Annotated in this window: 21 protein-coding genes; 11 read left to right on the top strand and 10 right to left on the bottom strand. The window is 60.4% G+C overall.

The genetic code is table 11. From position 1 onward, the window contains the following. The first annotated feature begins 58 nt into the window (after positions 1–58). From GRH90_RS10885 to GRH90_RS10915, 7 genes are all read left to right on the top strand, one after another. A complete protein-coding gene (locus GRH90_RS10885; protein ID WP_162365977.1) occupies positions 59–1,168 on the top strand; it encodes a GAF domain-containing protein in 1,110 nt (369 codons plus the stop codon). After that, positions 1,137–1,403 carry a GntR family transcriptional regulator gene (locus GRH90_RS10890; protein ID WP_162365978.1) on the top strand — a complete coding sequence of 89 codons (267 nt, stop codon included), beginning with the start codon at positions 1,137–1,139 and terminating at the stop codon, positions 1,401–1,403. The genes GRH90_RS10885 and GRH90_RS10890 overlap by 32 nt, the downstream gene beginning before the upstream one ends. Positions 1,404–1,746: 343 nt before the next feature. Beyond that, the gene (gene rhaS, locus GRH90_RS10895) at positions 1,747–2,706 is read left to right on the top strand and encodes a rhamnose ABC transporter substrate-binding protein (RefSeq protein ID WP_376766072.1); all 960 of its coding nucleotides are present in this window, start codon (positions 1,747–1,749) and stop codon (positions 2,704–2,706) included. 71 nt (positions 2,707–2,777) lie between these two features. Beyond that, complete coding sequence (locus GRH90_RS10900; protein ID WP_162365980.1) at positions 2,778–4,289, top strand: sugar ABC transporter ATP-binding protein; 1,512 nt, start codon at positions 2,778–2,780, stop codon at positions 4,287–4,289. Beyond that, positions 4,289–5,314 (top strand): ABC transporter permease, encoded by a 1,026-nt coding sequence (locus GRH90_RS25905; RefSeq protein WP_162366189.1) that lies wholly within the window; start codon positions 4,289–4,291, stop codon positions 5,312–5,314. The genes GRH90_RS10900 and GRH90_RS25905 overlap by 1 nt, the downstream gene beginning before the upstream one ends. Then, complete coding sequence (locus tag GRH90_RS10910; RefSeq protein ID WP_162365981.1) at positions 5,311–6,318, top strand: ABC transporter permease; 1,008 nt, start codon at positions 5,311–5,313, stop codon at positions 6,316–6,318. Before GRH90_RS25905 ends, GRH90_RS10910 begins: the two co-directional genes overlap by 4 nt. Before the next feature lie 60 nt (positions 6,319–6,378). Next, entirely contained in the window at positions 6,379–7,266 is an 888-nt protein-coding gene (locus GRH90_RS10915; protein ID WP_162365982.1) for a LysR substrate-binding domain-containing protein, read from the top strand. On the opposite strand, the gene GRH90_RS10920 is transcribed toward GRH90_RS10915, so the two are convergent. The 4 genes from GRH90_RS10920 to GRH90_RS10935 are packed head-to-tail and all read right to left on the bottom strand — an operon-like array spanning position 7,253 to position 11,292. Next, a complete protein-coding gene (locus GRH90_RS10920) occupies positions 7,253–8,479 on the bottom strand; it encodes an aminotransferase class III-fold pyridoxal phosphate-dependent enzyme (RefSeq protein ID WP_162365983.1) in 1,227 nt (408 codons plus the stop codon). The genes GRH90_RS10915 and GRH90_RS10920 overlap by 14 nt on opposite strands. A gap of 22 nt (positions 8,480–8,501) precedes the next feature. Beyond that, entirely contained in the window at positions 8,502–9,788 is a 1,287-nt protein-coding gene (locus tag GRH90_RS10925; protein ID WP_162365984.1) for a TRAP transporter large permease, read from the bottom strand. Next, positions 9,785–10,285, bottom strand: coding sequence for a TRAP transporter small permease (locus GRH90_RS10930; protein ID WP_162365985.1), 501 nt, complete (start codon positions 10,283–10,285; stop codon positions 9,785–9,787). The genes GRH90_RS10925 and GRH90_RS10930 overlap by 4 nt, the downstream gene beginning before the upstream one ends. A 5-nt stretch (positions 10,286–10,290) precedes the next feature. Then, complete coding sequence (locus tag GRH90_RS10935) at positions 10,291–11,292, bottom strand: TRAP transporter substrate-binding protein (protein WP_218586238.1); 1,002 nt, start codon at positions 11,290–11,292, stop codon at positions 10,291–10,293. Between the two features lie 212 nt (positions 11,293–11,504). On the opposite strand from GRH90_RS10935, the gene yghU reads away from it, so the two are divergent. Continuing rightward, positions 11,505–12,374, top strand: a complete 870-nt coding sequence (gene yghU, locus GRH90_RS10940; protein WP_162365986.1) for a glutathione-dependent disulfide-bond oxidoreductase — start codon at positions 11,505–11,507, stop codon at positions 12,372–12,374. 91 nt (positions 12,375–12,465) lie between these two features. Here yghU and GRH90_RS10945 read toward each other — a convergent pair whose 3' ends face one another. After that, entirely contained in the window at positions 12,466–13,815 is a 1,350-nt protein-coding gene (locus tag GRH90_RS10945) for an MFS transporter (RefSeq protein WP_162365987.1), read from the bottom strand. Between the two features lie 263 nt (positions 13,816–14,078). Between GRH90_RS10945 and GRH90_RS10950 the strand changes: the two genes are divergently transcribed. Further along, the gene (locus GRH90_RS10950; protein ID WP_162365988.1) at positions 14,079–15,134 is read left to right on the top strand and encodes an NAD(P)-dependent alcohol dehydrogenase; all 1,056 of its coding nucleotides are present in this window, start codon (positions 14,079–14,081) and stop codon (positions 15,132–15,134) included. A gap of 82 nt (positions 15,135–15,216) precedes the next feature. Here GRH90_RS10950 and GRH90_RS10955 read toward each other — a convergent pair whose 3' ends face one another. The 3 genes from GRH90_RS10955 to GRH90_RS10965 all read right to left on the bottom strand — a co-directional run bounded on the left by GRH90_RS10955 (position 15,217) and on the right by GRH90_RS10965 (position 20,112). Then, positions 15,217–17,409 (bottom strand): TonB-dependent siderophore receptor, encoded by a 2,193-nt coding sequence (locus tag GRH90_RS10955; RefSeq protein WP_162365989.1) that lies wholly within the window; start codon positions 17,407–17,409, stop codon positions 15,217–15,219. Between the two features lie 408 nt (positions 17,410–17,817). After that, entirely contained in the window at positions 17,818–19,107 is a 1,290-nt protein-coding gene (locus tag GRH90_RS10960) for a rhodanese-like domain-containing protein (protein WP_162365990.1), read from the bottom strand. A 36-nt stretch (positions 19,108–19,143) separates the two neighbouring features. After that, the gene (locus GRH90_RS10965; protein WP_162365991.1) at positions 19,144–20,112 is read right to left on the bottom strand and encodes an aliphatic sulfonate ABC transporter substrate-binding protein; all 969 of its coding nucleotides are present in this window, start codon (positions 20,110–20,112) and stop codon (positions 19,144–19,146) included. Between the two features lie 161 nt (positions 20,113–20,273). On the opposite strand from GRH90_RS10965, the gene ssuC reads away from it, so the two are divergent. Continuing rightward, positions 20,274–21,065: an aliphatic sulfonate ABC transporter permease SsuC gene (gene ssuC, locus GRH90_RS10970; protein WP_162365992.1), complete on the top strand. Its 792-nt coding sequence runs from the start codon at positions 20,274–20,276 to the stop codon at positions 21,063–21,065. Continuing rightward, positions 21,062–21,850, top strand: a complete 789-nt coding sequence (gene ssuB, locus GRH90_RS10975; RefSeq protein ID WP_162365993.1) for an aliphatic sulfonates ABC transporter ATP-binding protein — start codon at positions 21,062–21,064, stop codon at positions 21,848–21,850. Before ssuC ends, ssuB begins: the two co-directional genes overlap by 4 nt. Before the next feature lie 31 nt (positions 21,851–21,881). Here the strand turns inward: ssuB and GRH90_RS10980 are convergent, their stop codons facing one another. Both GRH90_RS10980 and GRH90_RS10985 read right to left on the bottom strand, forming a co-directional pair. Next, positions 21,882–24,248 (bottom strand): glycoside hydrolase family 31 protein, encoded by a 2,367-nt coding sequence (locus tag GRH90_RS10980; protein ID WP_162365994.1) that lies wholly within the window; start codon positions 24,246–24,248, stop codon positions 21,882–21,884. 19 nt (positions 24,249–24,267) lie between these two features. After that, complete coding sequence (locus GRH90_RS10985) at positions 24,268–25,572, bottom strand: MFS transporter (RefSeq protein WP_162365995.1); 1,305 nt, start codon at positions 25,570–25,572, stop codon at positions 24,268–24,270. Positions 25,573–25,677: the final 105 nt, after the last annotated feature.

Here is a 25,677-nt window from a genome sequence, read left to right on the forward strand (position 1 = left end):
TTTTATCAAAAATGGACCAAGCTTCGGAAAGAACCCAGCCCCCAAGCGTTAGAGACCTATGGAAAAAGATATACTGACTACGTCCCAGGCCGCGCATTTGCTCGGTATTTCTGTACGCACCGCCCAGTTGTTCATGGAAGGCGGGACCTTAACCTCGTGGAAGACCCCTGGGGGTCATCGCCGCGTGTACCGCGCCGATGTCCTGGCCTTTATGGCGAAGAAGAAAGATCATTCGCCGGCGTTTTCATCAGCGCGGGTCGTCCTGCTCGCTTCGCCGGCGCGCCGCCCGCTGCTTGAAGGGCTGCTGTCCACGGTCGGCGAATGCGCCGTCGAGGCCTACGGGGACGTCTACGCGACCTCTTTCGCCATCGGCTACCGCTTACCGGCGGTGGTGGTGGTCGATCTGGCCGACGCGCGCGCTGAGCGGCGATCCTTGTTGTATCACCTGGCCGACCATCCCGCCCTGGGACAGACGCGGCTGGTGGCCGTGGGCCGCGCCGACGCCATGGCAATGGCACCGGATCGCGCCCCGTTGCCCGTCCGGGTTGTGCCGCCCGAGCAGCTCCCGGACGCGATTCTCACCGCCTTAACTGATGCCGACGCCCCCTTGGAGCACTTTGAATTCCCGTTGTCTTTCCCCCTGGCGGACAATGAAGGCCAGCGCCTCGTGGCGGTGGATCGTTCCGGTTTGGTGGATACGGCGCCCGAGGAAGCTTTCGATCGTCTGACCTGGCTTGCCGGTCAGAATTTGCGGATGCCCATCGCGCTGATGACGCTGCTGACCCCTACGCGCCAGTGGTTTAAGTCACGCCAGGGGCTGGAACTCACGCAAACTCCGCGCAGCTGGGCTTTCTGCAATCACACCGTCCTGCAAAAAGGGGTCTTCGCAGTAGAGGACCTGTCGCGCGCGACGCTTTTTGCCGACAACCCGGCGGTCGCGAACTCCCCCCACTTCCGGTTCTATGCCGGCGCTCCGGTAGTCGATCCCGATGGCTTTGCGTTGGGGTCATTGTGTGTAATGGATTACCAACCGCGCGCGCTGAACGCCACGCAGGAGCAAACGCTGCTCGCGCTGGCGGGGTTGGCTTCCGACGAGGTCAGGCTGCGCGCCGCCAATCGCCAGTTCCGCTGGGCCCGTGATATGCTGGAGCGCCGGCAGCAACATTGAGCAGTGGCGCGATCGCCGGACGATCGCGTTTTCACACGGCTGGCTATCGCCGCGCATCTTCGCCCATCATGCCATGCCCTGCGCCGACGGGCTGGACCGCCAATCGCTGTATGTGTGGCTGGAGCAACGGTGCGGCTGCCGGATCGTCGGCGCATGGCCCAGCCCCTGGAATTCGGCCAGGGGAGCGTACGGGATCGTTTTTGCCGCCTGCCCCACCCTCCGGCGGCAACGCTGAAAATACCCATGGCATCACCAGACCCTTTCATTAAATAAATGTTATTGATTTGTGATGTCGCTCATCCACACCTTTCTGTCACTGCCATGATCGGACAAGAGCTGGCAATGGCATAAAGGCGGCGTACCGCCCTTGGTCCTAGAGTCATGATAACGCCTTCCCGGGAGGTTAATGCTTGTGATTACCGGCCATAACCTCGCAGCAACCCCGTCCCCGCGATCGCAAGTGCGCCGGGCGTCACGATCGTGCCGCATCAGTTTTAATACCCTGTATTTTCCATGCATTATTATGATCAGCTGGAGTACATACGATGAAATTAAAACGAATTCTCAGTTGTACCCTGATGTTGTCCTGCCTGGCGCTGGCGGGCACGGCCTACGCCGAAGTCAAAATCGCGCTGGTGGCCAAATCGCTGGGCAACGGCTTCTTCGAGGCGGCGAACGTCGGCGCGCAGCAGGCCGCCAAAGAGCTTGGCGATGTCAAAGTGATTTATACCGGCCCCACCACCACCACGGCGGAAGCGCAGATTGAAGTGCTTAACGGCCTGATTGCGCAAGGGGTGGATGCTATCGCGGTGTCCGCCAACGACCCGGACGCCCTGGTGCCGGTGCTGAAAAAAGCCATGCAGCGCGGCATCAAAGTAGTGTCCTGGGATTCCGGCGTGGCCAAGGAAGGCCGTCAGATACATCTCAATCCGTCCAGTAACGACCTGATCGGCCAAATGAATATCCAGCTGGCGGCGGATGCCGTCGCGGCGCTGGGCCTGCAAAAAGGGGACGCGGCGATATTAAGCGCCACCCCTACGTCGACTAACCAGAACCTGTGGATTGCCGAAATGAAAAAGGTGTTGCCGAAGTACCCTTCGGTGAACCTGGTCACGGTCGCCTACGGCGATGACCTGTCGGATAAAAGCTACCGCGAGACCATCGGCCTGCTGAAGACCTACCCCAACCTGAAGGTCATTATTTCCCCTTCGTCGGTGGGTATCGTGGCCGCGGCCCAGGCGGTCAAGGACCAGGGTAAAATCGGCCAGGTGTATGTGACCGGCCTTGGCCTGCCGTCGGAAATGGCCGGCGCGGTGAAATCCGGGGCGACCAAAAGTTTCGCCATCTGGAATCCTATCGACCTCGGTTATGCCGCTACCTATATCGCCTATGATTTGGTCAAGGGCAAGACCAAGCCCACGCAGGCCAATATGGGACGGCTGGGTCAGGTGCAGCTGGATGCGGACGGCAATGGCGCGATGTCCAAGCCGTTTGTCTACGACGCCAGTAATATCGATCAGTATTCTAAAATATTCTGATGCGCTCGCCGGCTCGCCCCCGCCGGGGATGGGCCGGTTTTTAATGCCGGGAGGGTAATACGGGGGACGTGATGACCGATACCACACCATTATTGTCATTAAAAGGGATCACCAAAAAGTTTCCGGGGGTCCGGGCGCTGGAAAACGTCCGGGTCGACCTTTATCCCGGCAGGGTGACGGCGCTGATTGGCGAAAACGGCGCGGGTAAATCGACGCTGGTCAAGGTAATGACCGGGATTTACCAGCCGGAGGAAGGCGAGATCCTGTATAAAGATATCCCGATAAAGCTGGCGAACCCGGAGTCCGCCCATAAGCTCGGCATTACCGCCATCCATCAGGAAACCGTGCTGTTTGACGAGCTGTCGGTTACGGAGAATATTTTTGCCGGGCACTACCTGTATAGCGGGATATTCAAACGCCTCGATTGGCCGGCGATGCGGCAAAAAACCACGGAGATCCTGGCCCGGCTGGACGTGCAGATTGACCCGCGCGCCGTATTAAAAGAGCTGAGTATCGCCCAGCGCCATATGGTGGCGATTGCCCGCGCCCTGTCCTTCGAGGCCCAGGTGGTGATCCTCGACGAACCCACCGCCGCGCTGTCCCAGCACGAAATCAGCGAATTCTACCAAATCGTTGCCCGCCTGAAGCAGGAAAGAAAAGCCATCCTGTTTATTTCACATAAGTTCGACGAGATTTTCGCCATTTCGGACTATTACACCGTGCTGCGCGACGGCAGTTATATCGGGTCGGGCCATATCAGCGACATGACCGAGGCAAAAATGGTCACCATGATGGTCGGCCGTGAAATCAGCCAGGCCTATCCCCGCCCTTCCCATATGCCGGGCGAAACCCTGCTGGAGGTCCGCGACCTGTGCCATCCCACCGAGTTTTCGGCCATCGGTTTTTCGCTGCGTAAAGGTGAAATCCTCGGCTTTTACGGCCTGGTCGGCGCCGGACGCACGGAGTTAATGAAAGCCTTGTTCGGCGTCACCAAACCCAGCCATGGGCAGATCATCATCAATGGTAAAGCGCGGCATTTTTCCCACCCCGCCGAGGCCATCGGCGCCGGGATCGTTTACGTGCCCGAAGAGCGCCAGCAGCAGGGGGCGATTATCGAATTGCCTATCTACCAGAATATCAGCCTGCCGCAGCTCAGCCACCTTAACCCAACCGGCATCCTCAATGAAAAGAAGGAGTGGGCCCTGGCGGATGAATACGCCAGGCGCCTGCAGGTCAAGGCGTTCAGCTGGCGGCAATCGGTGGAGACCTTATCCGGCGGCAACCAGCAAAAGGTGGTGATTGGCAAATGGCTGGCGACGCAGCCGCAGATCATCATTCTTGACGAGCCCACCAAAGGGATTGATATCGGCTCAAAAGCGGCGGTGCATCAGTTTATGGCCGAACTGGTGGGCCTTGGGCTGGCGGTGATCATGGTGTCGTCGGAGCTGCCTGAAATCATGGGCATGGCCAACCGCATTATCGTGATGCATGAAGGATTGATGGTTGGGGAATTCAACGCCGCCGACGTGACGGCGGAGATGATTGTCAGCGTCGCCAGCGGTAGCGGCGAGGAGGCCGCGTAATCATGAAAAACCTACTTAAGCACCGCGAGCTATTCCTGGCCGTGGTTATCCTGTTGATGATACTCGGGGTCGGCAGCCGGTCGCCGGAGTTTTTATACCCCGGCAACGTACTGGACATGTTCAACGATACCGCGATCCTGATTATCCTGGCCCTCGGCCAGATGATGGTCCTGCTGACCAAAGGCATCGATTTATCGATGGCCGCCAACCTGGCGCTAACCGGCATGATTGTGGCGCTGCTGAATTTCCATTACCCGGATCTGCCCATCTGGCTGCTGGTGGCCGTCGCCACCCTCACCGGTTTGCTGATGGGCGCCATCAACGGCGCGCTGGTGTGGAAACTCGGCATCCCGTCGATTGTCGTAACGCTCGGCACCATGAGCATTTACCGCGGCATCATCTTTTTGCTGTCCGGCGGCGGCTGGATCAACGCCCACCAAATGAGTTCCGCCTTTCTCAGCCTGCCGCGCGCCGTGTTCCTGCATTTGCCGGTGCTGGGATGGTGCGCGCTGGCCGTGCTGGCGGCGGTCGGCTATTTTATGCGCTACAGCCGTACCGGGCGCGCGCTGTATACCGCCGGCGGCAACCCCACGGCGGCGTACTACGCCGGCATCAATGCCGGGAAAATGCAGTTTATCAGCTTCTGTTTATCGGGAACGCTGGCCGGGTTCAGCGGCTATCTGTGGATCACCCGCTTCGCGGTGGCTTATGTCGACGTCGCCAACGGGTTCGAACTGCAGATTGTCGCCGCCTGCGTGATAGGCGGCATCAGCACCATGGGCGGCATCGGCACCGTGCCGGGCTGCCTGCTGGGCGCGTTGTTCCTGGGCGTCATCAATAATGCCCTGCCGGTCATCGGCGTATCGCCGTTTTGGCAAATGGCGATTTCCGGCGGCGTCATCGTCATCGCCGTCATCATGAATGAACGCGCCAATAAGCGTAGGGGACGCCTGATCCTGCGCGATGTAGCCCTTGCGCAACAGTCCTTACAACAGGACGGACCGACTAAAGGGACCGGTTTATGAACAAGACCTTATCCTCGCACCCGCATCCAGAGCCGGCCCCGCTGCGCCAGAACCCGTTTATCCGCTGCCTGCTGAGCTGGGAAGGTTTCCTGCTGGCCGTGACGGTGGCGGTGTTCGCCCTTAACGCCGCCGCCTCACCTTATTTCCTGAATATCTGGAACCTGTCGGACGCTACGTTTAATTTCACCGAAAAAGCGATTATCGTCCTGCCGATGGCAATGCTGATCATCGCCCGGGAAATTGATCTGTCGGTGGCGTCGATCATGGCGCTCAGCTCCACCATCATGGGATTTTGCGCCCAGGCCGGATTGGCGACGCCCGGTCTGGTGTGCGTCGGATTGGGTGTCGGGCTGCTGTGCGGCATGATTAACGGCCTGCTGGTGACGCGGCTGAATCTGTCCTCCATCGTTATCACCATCGGCACCATGAGTTTGTTTCGCGGCATCACCTATGTATTGCTGGGCGATCGGTCCATTAACCGCTATCCGCCGGATTTTGCCTGGTTCGGCCAGGGTTATGTGTTCGGCGCGCTGTCGTTCGAGTTTGCGTTATTTATCCTGCTGGCGCTGATGTTTTACTTTCTGCTGCATAAAACCAACTTTGGCCGCCGCACCTTCGCCATCGGCAATAATCCGGTCGCCGCCTATTACTCCGGCATAAATGTAAAACGCCATAACCTGGTGCTATTTATGCTGGTGGGCGTATTGTCCGGCCTGGCCGCGGTGCTGCTTACCTCGCGCCTGGGCAGCACCCGCCCCACCCTAGCCCTGGGCTGGGAGCTAAGCGTCATCACCATGGTGGTATTAGGCGGGGTTAACGTGCTCGGCGGTTCAGGCAGCATGACCGGGGTGATTATCGCCGCCTTCCTGATGGGACTGGTGACCTTTGGACTGAGCCTGCTGAACGTGCCGGGCATCGTGATGTCCATTATCGTCGGCCTGATGCTGATTGCGGTAATCTCGCTGCCGATCCTGGCCCGGCGTTTTATGGCGCGCGGCCGCTAACAACTGCGGGGTGGAACAAAAATTGCATGATCTTCCTGCCGGTTTTGGCCAGGAGAACCCATGCGCCACCTTGATAACGATACCCTGGCCGCGTTTATCGCGGTCTACGAGTGCGGCAGCTTCACCATCGCCGCCGAACAGCTGGGCAAAACCCAGGCCGCCGTCAGCATCATGTTAAGCCGGCTGGAAAAACATGTGGGCCAGCGATTGCTGGAGCGTTCGCGCCAGGGCATCTCCCTCTCCGCGTCCGGCGAAAAGCTGATTGGTTATGCCCGCCGCATGCTGGCGCTCGAGCAAGAGGCCCTGACCGCGCTGGGCTGCTTCGCGGCAAAGTCACGCATCCGCATCGGGATGCCGGATGACTATCTGGACACCATCGGCGCCAGGCTGATCGAACGGTTCTCCGAGCCCAACCCGCATTTGCAGGTGGAGATCGTCAGCGATTTTTCCTGCAAGCTGGAAAAACTACTCGGCGACGGCCATCTGGAACTGGCCATTGTTACCCGCCAGCCCGGCGAGGCCAACGGCGAATTTTTGCGCCAGGAGCCGCAGCTGTGGTGCACCGCACCAGGATGCTCCCCCGAACGGCAAGGCACGTTGCCGCTGGTGTTGTTCCCGGAAGGTTGCCGCGCCCGGCCGCAGGTGGTGACGGCGCTGGACCACGCCGGGCTGCGCTGGCGCATCGTTTGTACCTCATCCCATCTGTCCGGGGTGCAGACGGCGGTCAGGATCGGCCGGGCGCTGACGGTGTTGCCCGCGTCGGTGATCCCCGCCGACTGGCGCATTTTGGGCCCCAATGAGCACCTGCCCACCCTAAGGCCGCTCGATCTGGCGCTGCTGGTGCCGGAAGACGCGCATGTCGGCACTCGCCGCCTGGCCCAGTGCCTGCGCGACTGGGTGACCCGGCCCTGCGCGGACCAGGCCGTGCCTATGCTCACAGCGCCATAATCGACGCGCCGCACGCCGCGGCCAGCAGGTCAACCGACTGCTGGTCATGGCTGAACGACAGATAAAACCGGCCGAAGACAAACGGCATGGTTAAGATAAGCCGGCGGCGCAGGGCGATATGCAGGTCGAGACTCCACTGTTTATCGGCCGCCGCCAGCGCCTGTGGATAATCCTCCGGGGCCGACGCCCGGGGCCACAGCGTGAATACCGTGCCGTAGCCGGAGCTGGATAGCGCCACGCCCCGCGCCCGGCATTCCGCCGTCACCCGTTGGCGCAGCGCGTCCCCGCGCGCCAGCAGCTGCCGGTAATCCTGCCGGCGCAGTTCGGCCAGGGTGGCAATCACCGCGGCGCAGACCGGCGGGTTGCCGCTGTAGGTTCCCGCCCGCACCGCCCGCCCGTCGTCAAACACCGCCATATGCCGCGCTTTGCCCACCAGCGCCGCGACCACGGTCCCGCTGCCGATGGCTTTGCCGACGGTGGCGAAATCGGCGTCCACGCCGAGCAGATGCCCGGCCAACCCCGCATGCAAACGAAAACCCATCAGCACTTCGTCCAGGATAACCAGGGCGCCCGCCTGATGCGCGCGTTCGGCCAGGTATTGCAAGTATCCCGCGGCGGGTTCAATGCAACCCGCGTTGGCCATTACCGGTTCGACAATAATGGCGGCGATATCCCGATATGCGGCGAACAGGGCGTCGACATCCTGGAAATCGTTGTAGCGCAGCAGCAGCATGCCTTCTTTTTCCGGGCGCGCGGTCCCCGGCATCTCCGCCGGCGCCGACCCCGCGTTGCCGAAGGCGACGTTATCGAACCAGCCGTCATAACCGGCGGCAAACTTTACCACCAGGCGCCGTCCGGTGGCGGCGCGGGCGGCGCGGGCGGCCAGATGCACCGCCTCGCTGCCCGAGTTGACAAAAATGACTTTATCCAGCTCGCCGGTGAGGTCGCTTAACCGGGCGGCCGCCTCTTCTTCCAGCGCATGCGGAAACGCCGGCATCAGCATATCCTGCTGAGTTTGCCGCACGGCATCCACCACCGACGGCGGATTATGGCCGAGCAGCGTCGCGCCGAAACCCAGCGCGGTATCCAGGTAGCGTTGACCGCGCTGATCCCATAGCCAGGCCCCCGCCGCTTTTTCAATCACCGGCGTGTAACCGTCGATTTCAGGCAAAGCGCGGCCTGCGCTGGATATACCACCGACTAAATGTTTCATTCAGTTCTCGTCCAAGTGCGCGTCAGTAACCCATCAGGCCGGGCAACCACAGGGTTAATGAAGGAAAAAAGATCAGTAGCGCAATGGCGAACGCCGTGGCGAACCAGAACGGGATCAGCCTGCGCGATACCGGACCGATGTCGATTTTGGCCACATTGCACACCACGAAGATATTGGTGCCGATGGGTGGGGTAAACAACCCCCAGCCCAGGGTCAGCGTGAAGATAAGGCCAATCTGGTAAGGCTCGAACCCAGCCGCTTTGGCGATCGGCACCAGGATCGGCGCCAGGATAATCATCGCCGGCCCCAGATCGATCCAGAAGCCCACCACTTTGAGCACCAGGATCACCAGCAGCATGGTGACCACTGGCCCGGTCTGCAGCGCTCCAATCCATGCCGCCGCCATATGGGGCACCTGGGTCACGGTCAACAGCCAGCCGAAAGGAACCGCCACCGCCATGATAATCATCACCGACCCGGTCAGCGCCACGGACTCGATAATCGCCGGGATCAGATCGCGCCAGCCCAGCTCGCGATAAAATAACCCGCCAATCAACAGCGCATACACCACCGACAGACCCGCCGCTTCCGTGGCGGTAACGAACCCGGTGACAATGGCGCCCAGCACGAATACCGGCATAAACATGGCCGGCAATGCGCGCCACAAATCGCGCCGGAACAGGGCGAAATCAAATTTACCCTCCACGCGCGGGAAGTTTTCCCGCACGCCGATAATCCACGCCGTCGCCATAAACACCAGCGCCAGCATGCCGCCCGGAATAACCCCGGCGACAAACAACCCGCCGATGGAGGTATTGGTTAATACGCCGTACAGCAGCAGGATCACGCTCGGCGGCACTATAATCCCCAGAGTGCCGGACGCGGCGGTGACCGCTGCGGAGAAGTCGCGCGGATACCCCTTTTTCTCCATGATCGGGATCATGACCTTGGCCACCGTGCTGGTATCGGCGGTGGCCGAACCGGTCAGACCGCCGTAGACAAACGCCGTGGCGACATTTACCAGCCCCAGCCCGCCGCGGAAGCGGCCGAACACATGCTCCGCCACCTGCATGATGCGGTGCGTTAACCCGCCGCGATTCATCAGCTCCCCGGCAAACAGGAATAACGGAATGGCGATAAGCGTATAGGTGTCGGCGCCGCGAATGGTTTGCTGCGCCAGCCAGGCGACCGGCATCGGAAAATCGCCGAACATCAGCGCCGCGATACTGCCGCCGGCAATGGCCCAGGCAATCGGCACGCCGGCGCACAGAAGGATCAGAAAAGCGCACACCAGGATCAGGACGGTCATAAAGCCTCACCGGAACGCGGATAAAAGAACCGCCGGATGCGCCATGCCGCAAGCCACATCAGCATGGCGGCAAAACTGACCAGCGACAGCGTAATCACGCCGTTCGGCAACCGCAGCACCGGCGTGGGGACCCAGGCGGAGGTTTGCACAATCTTCAGGCCGCTGGCCAGCAGCCAGAGGCTGATGCCCAGCAAGACCAGCGAGGATAATAACTGTAGCCCGCGCCGGACCGCCGGCGGGCACAGCGCCACCAGGCTTAGGAAACGCACGTTTTCGCCGCGGATTTCCGCCAGCACCGCGCCGAGAAAGGTCACCCAGATAAACGAGATTTCCGCGGTTTCAAACGTCCACTCCAGGCCGGACCAGCCGAAGTAGCGGGCGATGATACCCAGCAGCGTGGATAACAACGTCACCATGAACAGCGCGCCGCCGGCCCACATCAATAAGCGGGTCAGCCAGGCGGGTCCGTTGGTGGCGGCATAATGAACGGCGGTCATGCGGGCTACTCCCGGCCGACGCCGGCGCGCAACTGTTTAATAAAATCCGCGCCCCAGGCCTTGCCGAACCGATCGTAGACCGGCGCCACTTTTGCCAGGAATGCCGCCCGGTCCACGTCGTTGAACACCACTTTTTTGGCTTTAAGCTGGTCGGTAAGCTTGCCGTAGACTTCGTCGAGCCGGCCGCGATACCAGGCGGTGGTATCGGCCGCGGCCGACCGCAGCACCTGCTGGTTTTCCGGGCTTAACGCGTCAAAGGCCGCTTTATTCATATACCAATAGTTCGCCGACCAGATGTAATTGGCCATGGAGACGTGTTTCACCACCTCATACCAACGCTGGTCGCTGAAATCACGCAGCTCGGGCTCGACGCCATCGACCACGCCGGACTGGAGCGAGGTATAGACCTCGCCAAACGGGATGGACTGCGGCAGCCCGCCCAGTTGCCTGATGGTGTCCAGGATCACCGGATTAGGCGGCGTACGGATCTTCAGGCCGTTGAGGTCCGCCGGTTCCACGATGGCGCGCTTGTTGTTGGCGAACTGGCGGAAACCGGAATCCAGCGCGGACAGCATTACGTAGCCGCGCGGTTCACCCATGGCTAAAAATTTTTTACCCGCGTCGCTGTCCAGGAAACGATGCACCGCGCCGGCGTCTTTGAACAGGAACGGTAACGACACGGCGTTCAGGCGTGGATCGATGGCGTCCACCACCCCGCCCAGCCCCATGGTAATGGCGCCGGAGCCGGTTGACTCCGCGATGGCGCCCTCGTCCCCCAACTGTCCGTCGGGGAACACCTGGATTTCAAGCGCATCATTGGATTGCTGTTTCACCTCGGCGGCGAAACGCATTACCGCCTGGTTGATCAGGCTATCGCTGCTGGAGGCATGGGCCAGCCGCAGCGTGTCGGCGGCCAGCGCGCCCGCCGGATGCAGCCCGCAACCCGCGCCCAACATGGCCAAAGCGATAAAATGCCGGCGGAATAGGTTATCCGGGGATGAAGCCATGGTCGGTTTCCTTGTTACTGGTTTGCGTGGAGTTTGATCCCAGCATAAGGATTTTGCCGCCGATGAGAAATAAAGAGTTTTAATGGCGGACGACAAATATTTATGCAAAAAATCGCCCGCGGGGACAGACATCCCTCGCGCGGCTAAATCTTCTTTTGGCTGAATGCTACACTGTGAGGATAATCCTTTTCACTATAAGGCAGCCCCGCATCATGTCAGAAAACAGCTATCAGCCACCCAAGGTCTGGACCTGGACGCCTAAAGATGGCGGCGCGTTCGCCAATATCAACCGCCCGATTGCCGGGCCGACGCACGAAAAAACGCTGCCGGTCGGCAAACATCCGCTGCAGCTATACTCGTTGGGCACCCCTAACGGCCAGAAAATCACGATACTGCTGGAAGAACTGCTGGCGTTGGGCGAACAGGGCGCGGAATACGACGCGCATCTGATCCGCATCGGCGAAGGCGATCAGTTCTCCAGCGGTTTTGTGGCCGTGAACCCCAACTCCAAAATTCCCGCGTTGCTCGATCGTTCGGCCTCACCGGCCGTTCGTGTATTTGAATCCGGCGCCATCCTGCTTTACCTGGCGGAGAAATTCGGCCGCTTCCTGCCGCAGGATCGCGCCGCGCGCACCGAAACGCTGAACTGGCTGTTCTGGCTGCAAGGCTCGGCGCCTTATCTGGGCGGGGGTTTCGGCCATTTCTATAATTACGCGCCGGTGAAAATCGAATACGCCATCGATCGCTTCGCCATGGAAGCCAAACGCCAGCTCGACGTGCTGGACCGGCAGTTGGCCGATCATCGCTTTATCGCCGGCGATAGCTATTCGATTGCCGATATCGCCATCTGGCCGTGGTACGGCAGCCTGGTTACCGGCGGCCTGTACGACGCGGGGGAATTTCTGGACGTGGCGTCGTATAAAAACTTCACGCGCTGGGCCGAGGAGATCGGCAAACGCCCTGCCGTGCAGCGTGGACGCAGGGTAAACCGCACATGGGGCGATCCCTCGGAGCAGTTGCGTGAACGCCACGGCGCGTCCGACTTTGAGCACCAAGCCGCGGACAAACGCAGCCCGTCTTGATAAAAAAACGCCCCGCCGGCGCCAGTGTCACCCGGGCGACGGCGGGGCGTTAAACGGCGCGGACCGCGCCTGCATGCCCAATCAATATCCGTCAGGCCGCATCGTTCAGGATGCTCAGTTCCCGGTCTTTCACTTCCGGCATTAACAGGGCGGAGATTAAACCGATACACGAATAGAGGATGATCATCGCGGTAATCGGCCACCAGGAACCGGTCATATTGCAGAAAATCCCCGCCAATACCGGGCCGAATCCCACCGCGACCAACCCACCCGCCTCTTTGGAAATCGCCATTCGGGTAAAGCGGTTACGCGAGCCGAACAATTCCGCCAGGGTGATATTTTCCAGCGCAAACAGCCCCAATACGGCGAAATTATGGATAATAATGATGGAAGCCATAATGGTATTCACATCGTTATTTTTATCCACAATCATCGACAGCATCGGGTAAGCGAGGATGATGGCTGAGATATTCAGCAGGATATACGGAATGCGGCGGCCAATTTTATCCGAGATCCAGCCAAGCAGGGGTATGGTCATAAACCCGATGATGGAACTGATCATCAGCGCATCGGTGGGAATACGCTTTTCAAACAACAGCGTCTGCACTAAATACCCGGCCAGGAATGTTTGGATCAGTCCTGAATTGCCCGCCTGGCCAAAACGCAGCCCCGTCGCCAGCCAAAATGCTTTACTGCCGAACATCGCGCCCAGTGAATGGGTTTGGTCGACGGCGTAAGTAACCGCCGCCCCGCCGTCGCTTTCCTTGGCTCCTTCAAACACCGGGCTTTCCTTCAGGTTCAATCGTAACCATATGGCAAAGATCATGACCACGATGCTGGACAAAAACGGGATACGCCAGCCCCACGCCAGCAGTTGATCTTTATCCAGCACAAAAAACATCAGGGCCCATATGGCGGTGGCCGACAGCGTGCCGCAGTTGGTGCCCATGGCGACCAGGGACGAAATAAGCCCGCGTTTGCCCCTTGGGGCATATTCGGCCAGCATGGTGCCGGCGCCGGATATTTCCGCGCCCGCGCCTAGCCCCTGGATAATACGTAGGGTTATCAACAGCAGGGGCGCAAAAATACCGATTTGGGCATAGGTCGGCAACACCCCGATTAATGTGGTACAGATACCCATCATCGCGATGGTGATAAAAAGCACTCTTTTTCTGCCGACGGTATCGCCCATCCGGCCAAAAACGAACGCCCCGACAATACGGGCGACATACCCCGCGCCGTAGGTTCCCATGGCCAGGATTAGCGCCATGGCCGCGGATTGCTCCGGGAAAAACACTTCATGAAACACTAATGCCGCGCCAAGCGAATAGAGCTGGAAATCCATAAATTCCAGGGCGGTGCCCAACCAGCCGGATACGGAGACTTTTACCAGATCAGAGGTACTTCTTTCAGGCTGTATTATTTCTGTTTTTATACTCATAGCGTTGTTCTCGGCCAGTAGTCTTGGAGGAAAGGACAGGGTTGCGTTATGTGGTGAAAAGATAAGCAGATGACTACTACCATACAAGTATTTTTTAGCGGATTACCGATCCCCATCACATTTATTTTACATTCGGCCTAGGCCGCGCCAGGCCGCTTTCCCTGTACATGCCTTAGTTTCATAAGTCCTTGCCAGCGACTTCACCTGGCGCTCGGGGTTTATCACGCCTACAGTAACTGTACGCATGCTATAGGAGAAACAACATGACCATGAACGTACTGGGTTACGCGGCCCAATCGGCGACAGCCCCGCTCGCGCCGTTCGAATTTACCCGCCGCGATCCACGACCCGATGATGTGGTGATTGAGGTGCTGTATTGCGGCGTCTGCCATTCCGATTTGCATCAGGCTCGCAACGATTGGGGTTTCAGCGCTTATCCGGTGGTGCCCGGTCATGAGGCGATCGGCCGCGTTATCTCGGTGGGAAAAGAGGTGACGAAATTCAAGCCAGGCGATTACGCGGGGATTGGCTGCATGGTGGATTCCTGCCGCGAGTGTTCGCCCTGCCGGCACGGCCTGGAGCAATATTGCGAAGAAGGCAATATACAAACCTACAACGGCATTGACCGCCACGATCGCATGCCCACCTACGGCGGTTATTCCCAGACCATCCTGGCATCGCAGGATTTTGTGCTGAAGATGCCGGCCGGGATAGATCTCAAGGCCGCCGCGCCGCTGTTGTGCGCGGGCATCACCACCTGGTCCCCGCTGCGCCACTGGAAAATAGGCAAAGGCAGCAAGGTGGCGGTGGTCGGCCTGGGCGGTTTAGGCCATATGGCGCTCAAGCTGGCAAACGCCCTGGGCGCCGGCGTCACCCTGTTTACCCGTTCAGCGGATAAAGAACAGGATGCCCGCCGCCTGGGGGCGCACCATATCGTGCTGTCGACCGACGACGCGCAGGTAGCGGCCGCGAAGGGCCAGTTCGACTTGATTATCGACACCGTACCCTACGTGCATGACATCAACCCCTATATGCCGACGCTGAACCTGGACGGCACGCTGGTGTTTGTCGGCTTCCTGGGGGATATCAGCCCGATGCTCAATACCGTATCGATGATCTTGGGACGCCGTTCCGTGGCGGGCTCATGCATCGGCGGCATTGCCGAAACCCAGGAAATGCTCGATTTCTGCGCTGAACACGGCATTGCGTCCGATATTGAGATGATCAGGATGCAGGATATCAACGACGCCTATGAACGTATGCTGAAAAGCGATGTTAAATACCGCTTTGTCATTGATATGGCCTCGCTGAAGGCATAGTCAGCGGCTCATGGCGCGCGCAGATACCCTGCCATATCCCCGCGCCGCCAGGAGCCTGACGCCCGCGACGGCGCCACGCCGTTCAGAACGAGGTGGTCAAGCCGGCATAATAGGCCCGTCCCGGTTCGTTATAGGTTAATGCCCCTTCGTTTTCACGATAAACGCGTTTATCCAGCAAATTGCTGATGCCCACGTTAACCCGGACATTTTTCGTCACGTCGTAATTCAGGCCGGCGCCCACCACGGAGTAGGCGCCCAGCTCTTTGCTGGACAGCGTGCCGACTTCATTGCGGATGTCGGCGTACCCACGCGGTTTCTGGCGGCCGTACATCGTCCAGGCCACATTGGCGGACAGCCTGTCGTTGACCTGCCAGTCGAGCATGGTATTGACGGTGTATTCGGGAATGACCGACAGCGGATTGCCGGTTTCCTTATTCTCGGAGGTGATCATATAGGTTGCGTTGGTGCGCCAGTTCAGCGTATCGGGCATCACCGGCACCACCAGGTTGGCCTCCAGCCCTTCCACCAGGGCCTTGCCGCCGTTTTCCCAGCGCAGGATATTGCCGCTGTCGGACGCGGTGCCGATAACATCGGTGCCGGCCACGATTTTATTGCGGTAGTCGTTACGGAAATAGGTAATGCCGGCGTCATAGCCGTTGGCGGTAAATTCCAGGCCGATCTCTTTATTGATACTGATTTCCGGATCCAAATCGTCGTTGCCGAGCAGGTAGCAGGCGCCGGTGGCGACCCCCGCCGGGCAGCCGTTGCCGTTGGTGCGCAATAGATAGCCCTCGCTGGACTGGTACAGGTTAGGCGCCTTGAATACCCGGGCGATGCCCGCCTTAAGCTGGAAAAATTCGCCGAGTTCCTGCGACATGTTCAGGCTCGGGCTCCAGTTGGCGCCGAATTTGCTGTGATAATCGAAACGCAGGCCGGGGATCAGGTCGGTGCCGGGCAAGGCTTCGATATTGTCCTCGAAATACAGCGCGCTTAATTCCGCGCTGTTTTTACTGCTGCGCTGCGCCGGATCGCCCGACACGCCGCCGATGGTGACGTTGGTCTGGCTGGTGGCACGCATCGAGGCCGGGTCGTTCAGCGCTTCGCGGTTCCATTCGGCGCCCAGCGTCGCGGTTTGATCCACCGGCAGGTCAAGCGGGATATTCAGCTCCGTGTTGGCTTTGTAGTTCTCCAGCCGGCTGGTGGAGAAAGTGTTGCTGTTGATCATGCCCTCGACGCGCCCCGTCGATCCCTCCATCAAACGGGTATTATTGGTTTTTTCATAATAGAAGCCGGTGCGTGACTGGCCCCAGTCCCATACGCCGTTATGGGTTACGCCATAATTCTGGCGGTACATACGGTTGGTTTCCTGGCCATACAGGGTGGGCACCAGGCTGCTGACGTTACCGTTGCTGTACTGGGTATCGCCGGTGTAGATATTACCCTGGCGGCTGTAGCCGTATTCCACGTCCAGGCTTTGCCGGGGATCGATTTTCCATGACAGCAGCGTATTGATGTCCCTGTTGCGCACCCCTTCGCGGCCGGCGGCATAGGAACCGTTCTGCTGGGTGTTGATATCGGGGCTGTCGGCGTCGGTTTTATTGATATTGCCGTATAGCCGCATGGTCAGCACATCATCGATCAGCGGGCCGCTCAGGCTGAAGTTGGCCCGTTTGGTGGCGCCCTCTTTATCATCCTCCGGCTGGTTGGTGTACAGGGATAACGACCCGTGCCAATCGTCGGTCGGCCGCTTGGTGATAATGTTTACCACGCCGCCCGCGGCGCCGGAACCGTAGCGCGCGGCCGCCGGCCCCCTCAACACTTCGATACGTTCGACCATCTCCACCGGCACCCAGTTGGCATCGCCGCGGGTATCCCGTTCTCCCCGCCAGCTATAGCGTACCGCGTTGCGCGAGGTGACCGGTTTGCCGTCAATCAGGATCAGCGTGTTTTCCGGCCCCATGCCGCGGATATCGATTTGGCGATTATTGCCGCGGCTGCCCGAGGCGCTGTTGCCGGTCAGGTTGACGCCGGGCATTTTACGGATGATCTCCGACAGGTCGTTGACCGGCGGGGACTTTTTGATATCTTCAGCCGTGATAATGGATACGCCGGGCTGTTGTTTCAGTTCTTCCTCGGCCGTCGCCTTGACGACCATCACGTCCTCGCCTTCGTTTTCGTCTGTTTTATCTGTGGTTTCGGCGCCGGCGCCGCTGCTGAGCATAGCGGTCAACAGTAATGCAAGGGGGCTATTGGTGAAATTTTTAGTTACACACATTTATTATGTACCTTTACATAATTACCTCTTTTAATATGAATGAGAATAGTAATAATAATCGTTATCATTGTATATGATTGAAAATGATTCTTCACACTTTCTCCACAATGTGCGGGAAAAGCGCCTTCCGCGTGGGTTTGGCTAAGACCCCGGCGTGCTGGGAATAATCATTATTAATTGTTTTTTAACAAAAATATTGGCTACGTTGTTTATTGCGTCATCAGGCGAACGCGTGAAACGGGGATGTCGTTTCCATAGCCGGGGACACGATAGGGGTAGCGGCGGACGAGGGTTCACAGGCTAAAACCACGGGATATAAATGTAATTTTATATGACGGCGTGTCTGGATATTACCGCCAGGCACGCCCGGGCGCGGCCACGAACCGATCGCCCGGACGCCTTCATCATTCAGATCACAAAAAAACCGTGGGTACCGTCTTTGTCCAGCTGCGCCACCAAACCGGCCTCCCAGTCCAGGTAGGCCTGCATGGCCTGCGTGGAATTATCCAGTCCTTCATAAGGACGGCGATAACGATCGTGGCGAGGGGACGGCAATCCCCCCGCCCCCCGCTCCGGCGCGGGCACCGGGGGAACCCAGGCCCCATACTCGGCATCATCGCCGCCGGACGACCCGTCCAGCACCCACACCCGCCAGCCCATTTGCGCCAGCCACGAGGCGGTCATATTGGCGCGCGTCAGGTCGGCGTCATCCACCAGCACGATGCGCGCCCCGCGCACGGCGGCGTAATGGTCGGTTTCCTGTACCAACTGGCCGCCGGGCGCCGGGCGCGACGCGGGAAAATGGCCGGCCGCGTACTCCTCCTCCGACCTGACATCAAACACATAGGTGGTGTAATCCGCCCGGGCAAGCCAGCGCCGCAGGTCGGCCGCGGTTATCTCCCCCGCGCCGGCGCGTTGCGCGACCCCCCTGGCGGCGGCGGCGGCCGCGCGGCGCGCGGCGTCACTGGCCGGGCCATAGCGACGCGATTGATGTTGTTCAAGCCGTTGCCCGGCCAGCATCCAGCCGATGGTGCCGTTGCGCAGCGCCGCCACCGGGTTGGGCACCCCCGCGTTGATCAGGGACTGCGTCCCGATGATGCTGCGCGTGCGCCCGGCGCAGTTGACCAGGATCAGGGTGTTCGGCGACGGCGCCATGTCGCCGGCCCGTAATACCAGCTCCGCTCCGGGCACGCTGATACTGCCGGGAATACTCATGGTGTGGTATTCGTCAAAGCGCCGGACGTCCAGCACCACCAGATCCGCCCGCTCATCCAGCAGCCGTTGCAGCGCCGGCGCCGCCATGGACGGCGTCCGCCGGTGATGTTCCACCAGTTCGCCGAAGGCCTTGCTGGGCGAATTGACGTCGGCAAACAGCTCGCCGCCCGCCGCCTTCCAGCCCGCCAGCCCGTCCTTCAGCAAGGCCACGTCCCGGTAGCCCAGCGCCGTTAAACGACGCGCGGCGGCGAGCGCGAGACCGCCGCCATTATCATACAGGGTGACCGGCGCGCCCAGGCGGGGAATGCGCGACAGCGCCTCGGTGACCAGCCGCTCCAGGGGCATATTCACCGCAAACAGCGGATGGCCTTCGGCAAACAGCGCCTCCGCGCGCACATCCACCAATGCCGTTTCCCGCCGGTCCAGCAGCGCCCGGCGGATATCCCGGTAATCCCGGTAAGGGACGCTAAAAGATTCGGTCACGATTATCCCTCCGGTTAGCAAGCGGCGGACGCCGGTTCATTTCAACGGCGCCGGCTGCCAGGTCGGCACCGCCTGCGTGTCGATGCGCTTGGGCAACAGCCCGGCGGCAAAAAAAGCGTCGGCGATGCGCTGCTGCTCGCCAAGACTGTCGCGGGTCACCGGTTTAACCTGGTAGGTGCGATGTCCGTTGGCCTGCTCGACGGTGGCGACATCCAGGTTTCCCCATAACGGCCCCAGCAACGCCGCCGCCTGCGCGGGATTGGCCTTGACCCAGGCGCCGGTCTGATCCAGTTGCCGGTAGATCAGGTTAAGGATATCGGGATGCTGTTTAGCGTAGCCGGTGGACGCCAGGTAATAGCGCTGATAGCTGGCCAGGCCCTCCCCGCCGGCCAGGACGCGCGCATGATGCCGGCGCTGCGCGCTGGCGACGAAGGGTTCCCAGGTTACCCAGGCATCGACTTTGCCGGTTTCGAATGCCGCCAGGCCGTCGGCGGGCGTCAGGTAGGCCGGCGTGATGTCCTTGAAGGTCAGGTGCGCTTTCTCCAGGGCGGCAATCAGCAGATAATGGCTGCCAGCCGCTTTGGTGACCGCGACGCGCTTGCCTTTCAGGTCGGCGAGAGTTTGCAGCGGCGAGTTTTGCGGCACCAGGATCGCCTGCGCCGCGGGCGACGGTTCCTCGCGGGCAAAATAGGTAAGATCCGCGCCGGCGGCCTGGGCAAATACCGGCACGGTGTCCGCCACGTCGGCGGAGATATCGACGTTGCCGATATTCAGGGCTTCCAGCAGCGGCAATCCGCTGGAAAATTCGTACCAGCTGACGTTAATACCCTGCTGGCTAAGATTTTTTTCCAGCACCCCTTGTAACTTCAGCAGGGTAAATAAGGTCGAGGATTTTTGATAACCGATACGCAGCTCGGTTTCGGCGCGGGCGCTAAATTGCATCAGCAACGTCAACAACGTGACGGCCGTGAGAATAAGACGGCCAAAGGTAAATTTAGGCGACATGACATTTTCCAATATTAATAAGAGACATTAAGCTCTAAAACTTTCCATGGGCTGTCAAAGGATAAAATCGGCATTGGATAGGCGTTTTTATTGTTTAACCCGCGCGCCCGTGCCGGCGCATTATTAATACCCGCATATCCATCCCGGTTCAGGAGCAGGTCATGAAACGCATCACCACCGGCTTAATGGAACGACTGGCGCCCTGGCTGCTGCCGGTGTCGCTGCTGGCCGCCTGGCAATTGGCGGTCGCCACCGGCTGGCTGTCCAGCCGGATCCTGCCGGCGCCCAGCGCCGTAATTGCCGCGGGTTGGCGGTTAACCTATAGCGGCGAACTCTGGCAGCATCTGGCCATCAGCAGCTGGCGGGCGGCGGTCGGTTTCGCCATCGGCGGGTCGATTGGCCTGTTGCTGGGTTTTATCACCGGCCTGTCGCGCTGGGGCGCGCTGCTGCTGGACAGCACCGTACAGATGATCCGCAACGTACCGCACCTGGCGCTGATCCCCCTGGTGATCCTGTGGTTCGGTATCGACGAGACGGCCAAGATTTTCCTGGTGGCGCTCGGGACCCTGTTCCCTATCTACCTCAATACCTACCATGGCGTGCGCAACGTCGACGCCGGGCTGGTGGAAATGGCGCGCAATTACGGCCTGTCGGGCCTGTCGTTGTTTTATCAGGTCATCCTGCCCGGGGCCCTGCCGTCGATACTGGTCGGCGTGCGTTTCGCGCTCGGTTTCATGTGGCTGACGCTGATTGTCGCCGAGACCATTTCCGCCAATTCCGGTATCGGCTACCTGGCGATGAACGCCCGTGAGTTTCTGCAGACCGACGTGGTGGTGGTGGCGATTATCCTTTACGCCATGCTCGGCAAGGCGGCGGATACCGCCGCCCGCGCCCTGGAACGGCTCTGGCTGCGCTGGCACCCGGCCTACCAGAAAACAGGAGTTGCCGCATGAGCCTTAACGTGTACCCGGTGAATCGCGGGGTCGCCCTGACGGTAGGCCAGCTGGACAAGTCGTTTAACGGCCGCCGGGTGCTCGGCGATATCGATTTATCCATCCCGGCCGGCCAGTGCGTGGCCATCGTCGGGCGCAGCGGCTGCGGTAAAAGCACGCTGCTGCGGCTGCTGGCCGGACTGGAGCGGCCCGATCGCGGGCAATTAACCGCCGGCAACGGTCCGTTGCGCGACCTACGCGGCGAAATGCGCTTGATGTTCCAGGATGCGCGGTTGCTACCCTGGAAAAAAGTATTGAATAACGTCGGCCTGGGACTAAACAACGGCTGGCGGGACGCGGCCCTGGCCGCGCTGGCAACCGTCGGGCTGGCCGATCGGGCCGATGAGTGGCCGGCGGCGCTGTCGGGCGGGCAGAAGCAGCGGGTGGCGCTTGCCCGGGCGTTAATCCACCGCCCGCGCCTGCTGTTGCTCGATGAACCCCTGGGCGCGCTGGACGCGCTGACCCGGATTGACATGCAGCGGCTAATCGAAACCCTATGGCAGCAGCAAGGCTTTACCCTGCTGCTGGTGACCCACGATGTGCATGAAGCCGTGACCCTGGCCGACCGGGTTATTGTGCTGGAAAACGGCCATATCGGCCTGGATATCGCCGTCGATCTGCCCCGGCCGCGCCGGCACGGCGAGGCCCGCCTGGCCGCGCTTGAACGCCGGATACTGGACCGTATTTTCTCCAGCGGCGATCGCGGGGCGCGCGACGCCGCCGCGCTGCGTTCCGGCATTAACTGAATATCGCTGGCGGGCGGGCGGACAACCGCCGTCAAATCAGCCGATAGGCGGTGCTCCGCGTCCCATCGATATAAAGATCGCGCGTTTCGCCTGCGGGCAGCAGCAGCGATAGCTCGCGCCAGGCCGGGCGGTAATCGCCCCGCTGCCGAAAACGAATATCGATACGCTGTGGATCGCAGCACATCTCCCACTCCAGCCAGAGCGCGTGCCCGTCCCGCCATTCATGGCTCTCCCCATCATCCTCATACAGCAAACCCGTTCCCCGCCCCGCCCCCGGCCAGGGGAACAGCGCCAGCCGGCGCTCATCGTCCGTGCTAGGGTCTTGGCATTGACAGCACCCGGAGAGGGGGATGGCGGCGCCGGCCCGCGCCAGCATCGGCAGGCGTTCCAACGGCGCGTCCAGCACGATATCCCGGCCGCCGGCAAACCATTGCCCGCTGTGCCAGTCATACCAGCCGCCGGCGTTGTCGGGCAGGTAAACCGCCCGGGTGCGCGCCCCCGGCTCCACCACGCTTGCGATCAGGAGATCGCGTCCCAGCATAAAATCATCGGTTTCAGCAAACGTGCGCTCATCCCGTTCATGGTCAAGGAACGTAGGACGCAGCATCGGCTCGTCGTCGTCGCATGCCTGCCAGAATAAGGTATACAGGTAGGGCATCAGCCGGTAGCGCAGGCGGATCGCCTCGCGCACCATGGCCGTCACCGCCGGATACATCCAGGGTTCGTTGACCGTGCCGTCGTCGTTCCAGGAATGGATGGTAAAACGCGGATGCATCACGCCGTTTTGCACCCAACGGACAAACAGCTCCGCATCCGGCCGGTCACCGGCGAAACCACCGACGTCGTGCCCGATGTTATATAACCCGGACAGGCTCATGCCCAGCCCCATACGGGTATTAAAACGCAGCGTTTGCCAATCGGTACGGTTATCCCCGCTCCAGGTCTGCACATAGCGCTGCATGCCCGCGCAGCCGGAACGGGAGATCAGGTACGGCCGTTTCCGCGGCGCAAAGCGCTGCTGGGCTTCCAGCGAAGCGCGCATCATCAGCAACGGCATCACCGGCCGGATATGCTTGATGGCTATCTCACGGCCAAACCCCCGGCAGCGCGCCTCGCCGTCCCACAGTTCATACTCGTTATTGTCGTTCCAGGTGGCGTCGATGCCGACCTCCAGCAGCTGCCGCGTAACATTGCGCTGCCACCAGGCCAGGGTATCCGGGTTGGTGAAATCGAGATTGGCGCCCTCGTCGTCCCAAAACGCCGAGCCAGCCGGGCCGTCATGCTGCGAATCACGGATAAACAGCCCCTGCGCCGCCGCCGCGTCATACTGGGGATGGTCCCGCAGCAGGCATGGCTTGATATTGGCGGCCAATTTGATCCCCGCCTGGTGAAAAGCCTGCGTCATCGCCGCGGGACGGGGAAATTTTTCCCGATTCCAGTTAAAGACGTAGCGCTTGTCATTGATCGACGTATAACCGGAGGAGAGCTGGAACGAATCGCAGGGAATGGCGTGTTCGCGACATAAGGCGATAAAAGCCAGCAGTTGCCGCTGCGCGTCCGGGGCGTCGGTGTAATGCATGGTCGAACCGCTGTAGCCGAGACTCCATTTGGGACCAAACAGCGTTTTGCCCGTCAGCCGCACCAAAGCCTTGGTGACGTCCAGCACCCGCGGGCCCAGGAACAGGTAATAGTCCAGATCCCCCGCCTCGGCGCGATAGCGCCGATAGGCCGGATGGTAGTTATCCAGCTCGTTGCCCAAATCAAACCAGCTGCTGCTGAGATTATCGTAGAACAGGCCGAAGCTGGCGTCGCTGCGCTGCGTGATGGTGAACGGAATATGTTTATACAGCGGATCGGTGGACGCCGCGTTATACCCCATGGCGTCGAGATTGCGCATTTCAAAGCGCTTGCCCCGGCGATTCAGGTCGCCCGCCTTTTCGCCCAGCCCATAGTAGCGTTCCTGTCCATACCGGCGCTGATAGTGCTCTATGCCGTCGCCGTGGGCGTTAAGCAGGTAGGCGCCGGTGGGGCGATCGCTGGCTAACGGCAGCCAGTTGCCCGGCGCTGCCCGGTATTCCCATTCCAGCCACAGCGGCTGGTGAACCGTCACCCTGAGACGGTCGGTGCTCAGGCGCAAGGCGGCGCCGTCGCGTTCCAGCCGATAGCCGGGCAGGGAAAAATCATCGACGCGCTCGCGCTCGCGCCCTTCCCACGGAACGTCCCCCTGCGGCGCGATGCTCCAGGTGCGATCGAGCGCCAGCTCCCCCCCTCGTTTGATCAGTACGCGGAACAGGCCGCTCTCCAGCACATACAGGCGAAATAGATGTAAACCATCCACCTTGAGCTCGATAAAATGGGCGGTTTGCCGGTTCTCTTCCCAATGCTTCAACGTCTTCATCTTTTTTGCTCCCTCTGCGTCAGGCCGGCGTGCCAACGCGGCGTTCGGCAATAAACATCACCAGGAAAATAGCGCCAATCAGGTCAAAAAAGCCCATGGCGACAAACAGCGGATTAAAACCGATGGTATCGGCGGTGACGCCGATAATTAATGAGAACAGGAAGCTGGCAATCCAGGCGCAGGAACCGCGCATGCCGTTGACCGTCGCCATCTGGCCTTTATCGAAAGATTCAACCACCAGGGCGCTGAGCATGCAGGAAATCACCTGATGGCCGAAACCGCCAATCGAAATCAGCAGGATCGCCAGCCAAGGGCTTTGCACCAGGGTCATCAACGCCAGCGACAGCATCAGGAAGGCGCCGGTAATAGAGCTGGCGACAATGGAATTGACCCGCGTGCAGCCAAACCAGCGGATATACAGGCGTGTCAGGTACCCGCTGGCGATACTGCCTAAATCGGCGGCGAGAAACGGCAGCCAGGCGAACAGGACAATCTGTTTAAGCGCCATGCCGCGCTCGTTGGCCAGGTAGAGCGGCACCCAAAAACTCAGCACGCCCCAGGCGGGCTCCGCCAGGAAGGCGGGGATGGCGATGCCGTAGAAACGCTTGATTTTGGCGATGGTTTTCAGCGATTGCCAGAACGGCTGCCTGACCGGCTCCGGGTCATGATCCTGGCCGATATAGCTGCGCTCCTCGTCGGCCAGGTTGGGATGGGTCTGCGGCGAGTGATAGAGCCACCACCAAATGGCCGCCCACAGCAGCCCAAGGCAACCCGACAGGAAAAAAGCGCCGTGCCAGCCGAAAGACGCATGCGCCAGGTAAATGACCGGCGGCGCCAGCATGGCGCCTATGGAAAAACCGACGCCGGCCCAACCCGCCGCCACGGGGCGCTCTTTTTTAGGAAACCAGTCGCCGATTGCCTTGGCGTTGGCGGGCGTGGCCGCCGCCTCCGACGCGCCCATGAAAAAACGCAGGATGGCCAACTGTATCCAACTGCCGGCGCCGGCGTGCAGCAGGCACATCACCGACCAGATCAGCGCGCAGATGAAAAAGCCCGTTTTTAGGCCGATCACATCAATCAGCCAGCCGCAAAACGGCTGGAACACCGTATAGGCCAATTGGAACGCGGCGATGATCCACGAATACTGTTCCGTGGTCATTTGCAGGCTTGCTTTTAACTCGGGCGCCAGGATCCCCAGCGCGTTGCGCGTGATGTAGTTAACGGTAACCCCCAGCAGGAACAGGACCAGCATCCACCAGCGTAGGTTTTTCACCACCCTTTTACCCGCCAGCGACACCGCTTTGGAATGGCTGTCAAAATTCATGATTTACCCTAGGTTTCGGCCGGCAGCCGCTGGGGAAGAAATGTTCAGGGTTTCTCCCGCTTGCCGTCCATGAGGTTTCAGCAATTCACATCGCCCGCGACCAGA

It is taken from the genome of Acerihabitans arboris (assembly GCF_010131535.1).
Lineage (GTDB): Bacteria > Pseudomonadota > Gammaproteobacteria > Enterobacterales > Enterobacteriaceae > Acerihabitans > Acerihabitans arboris.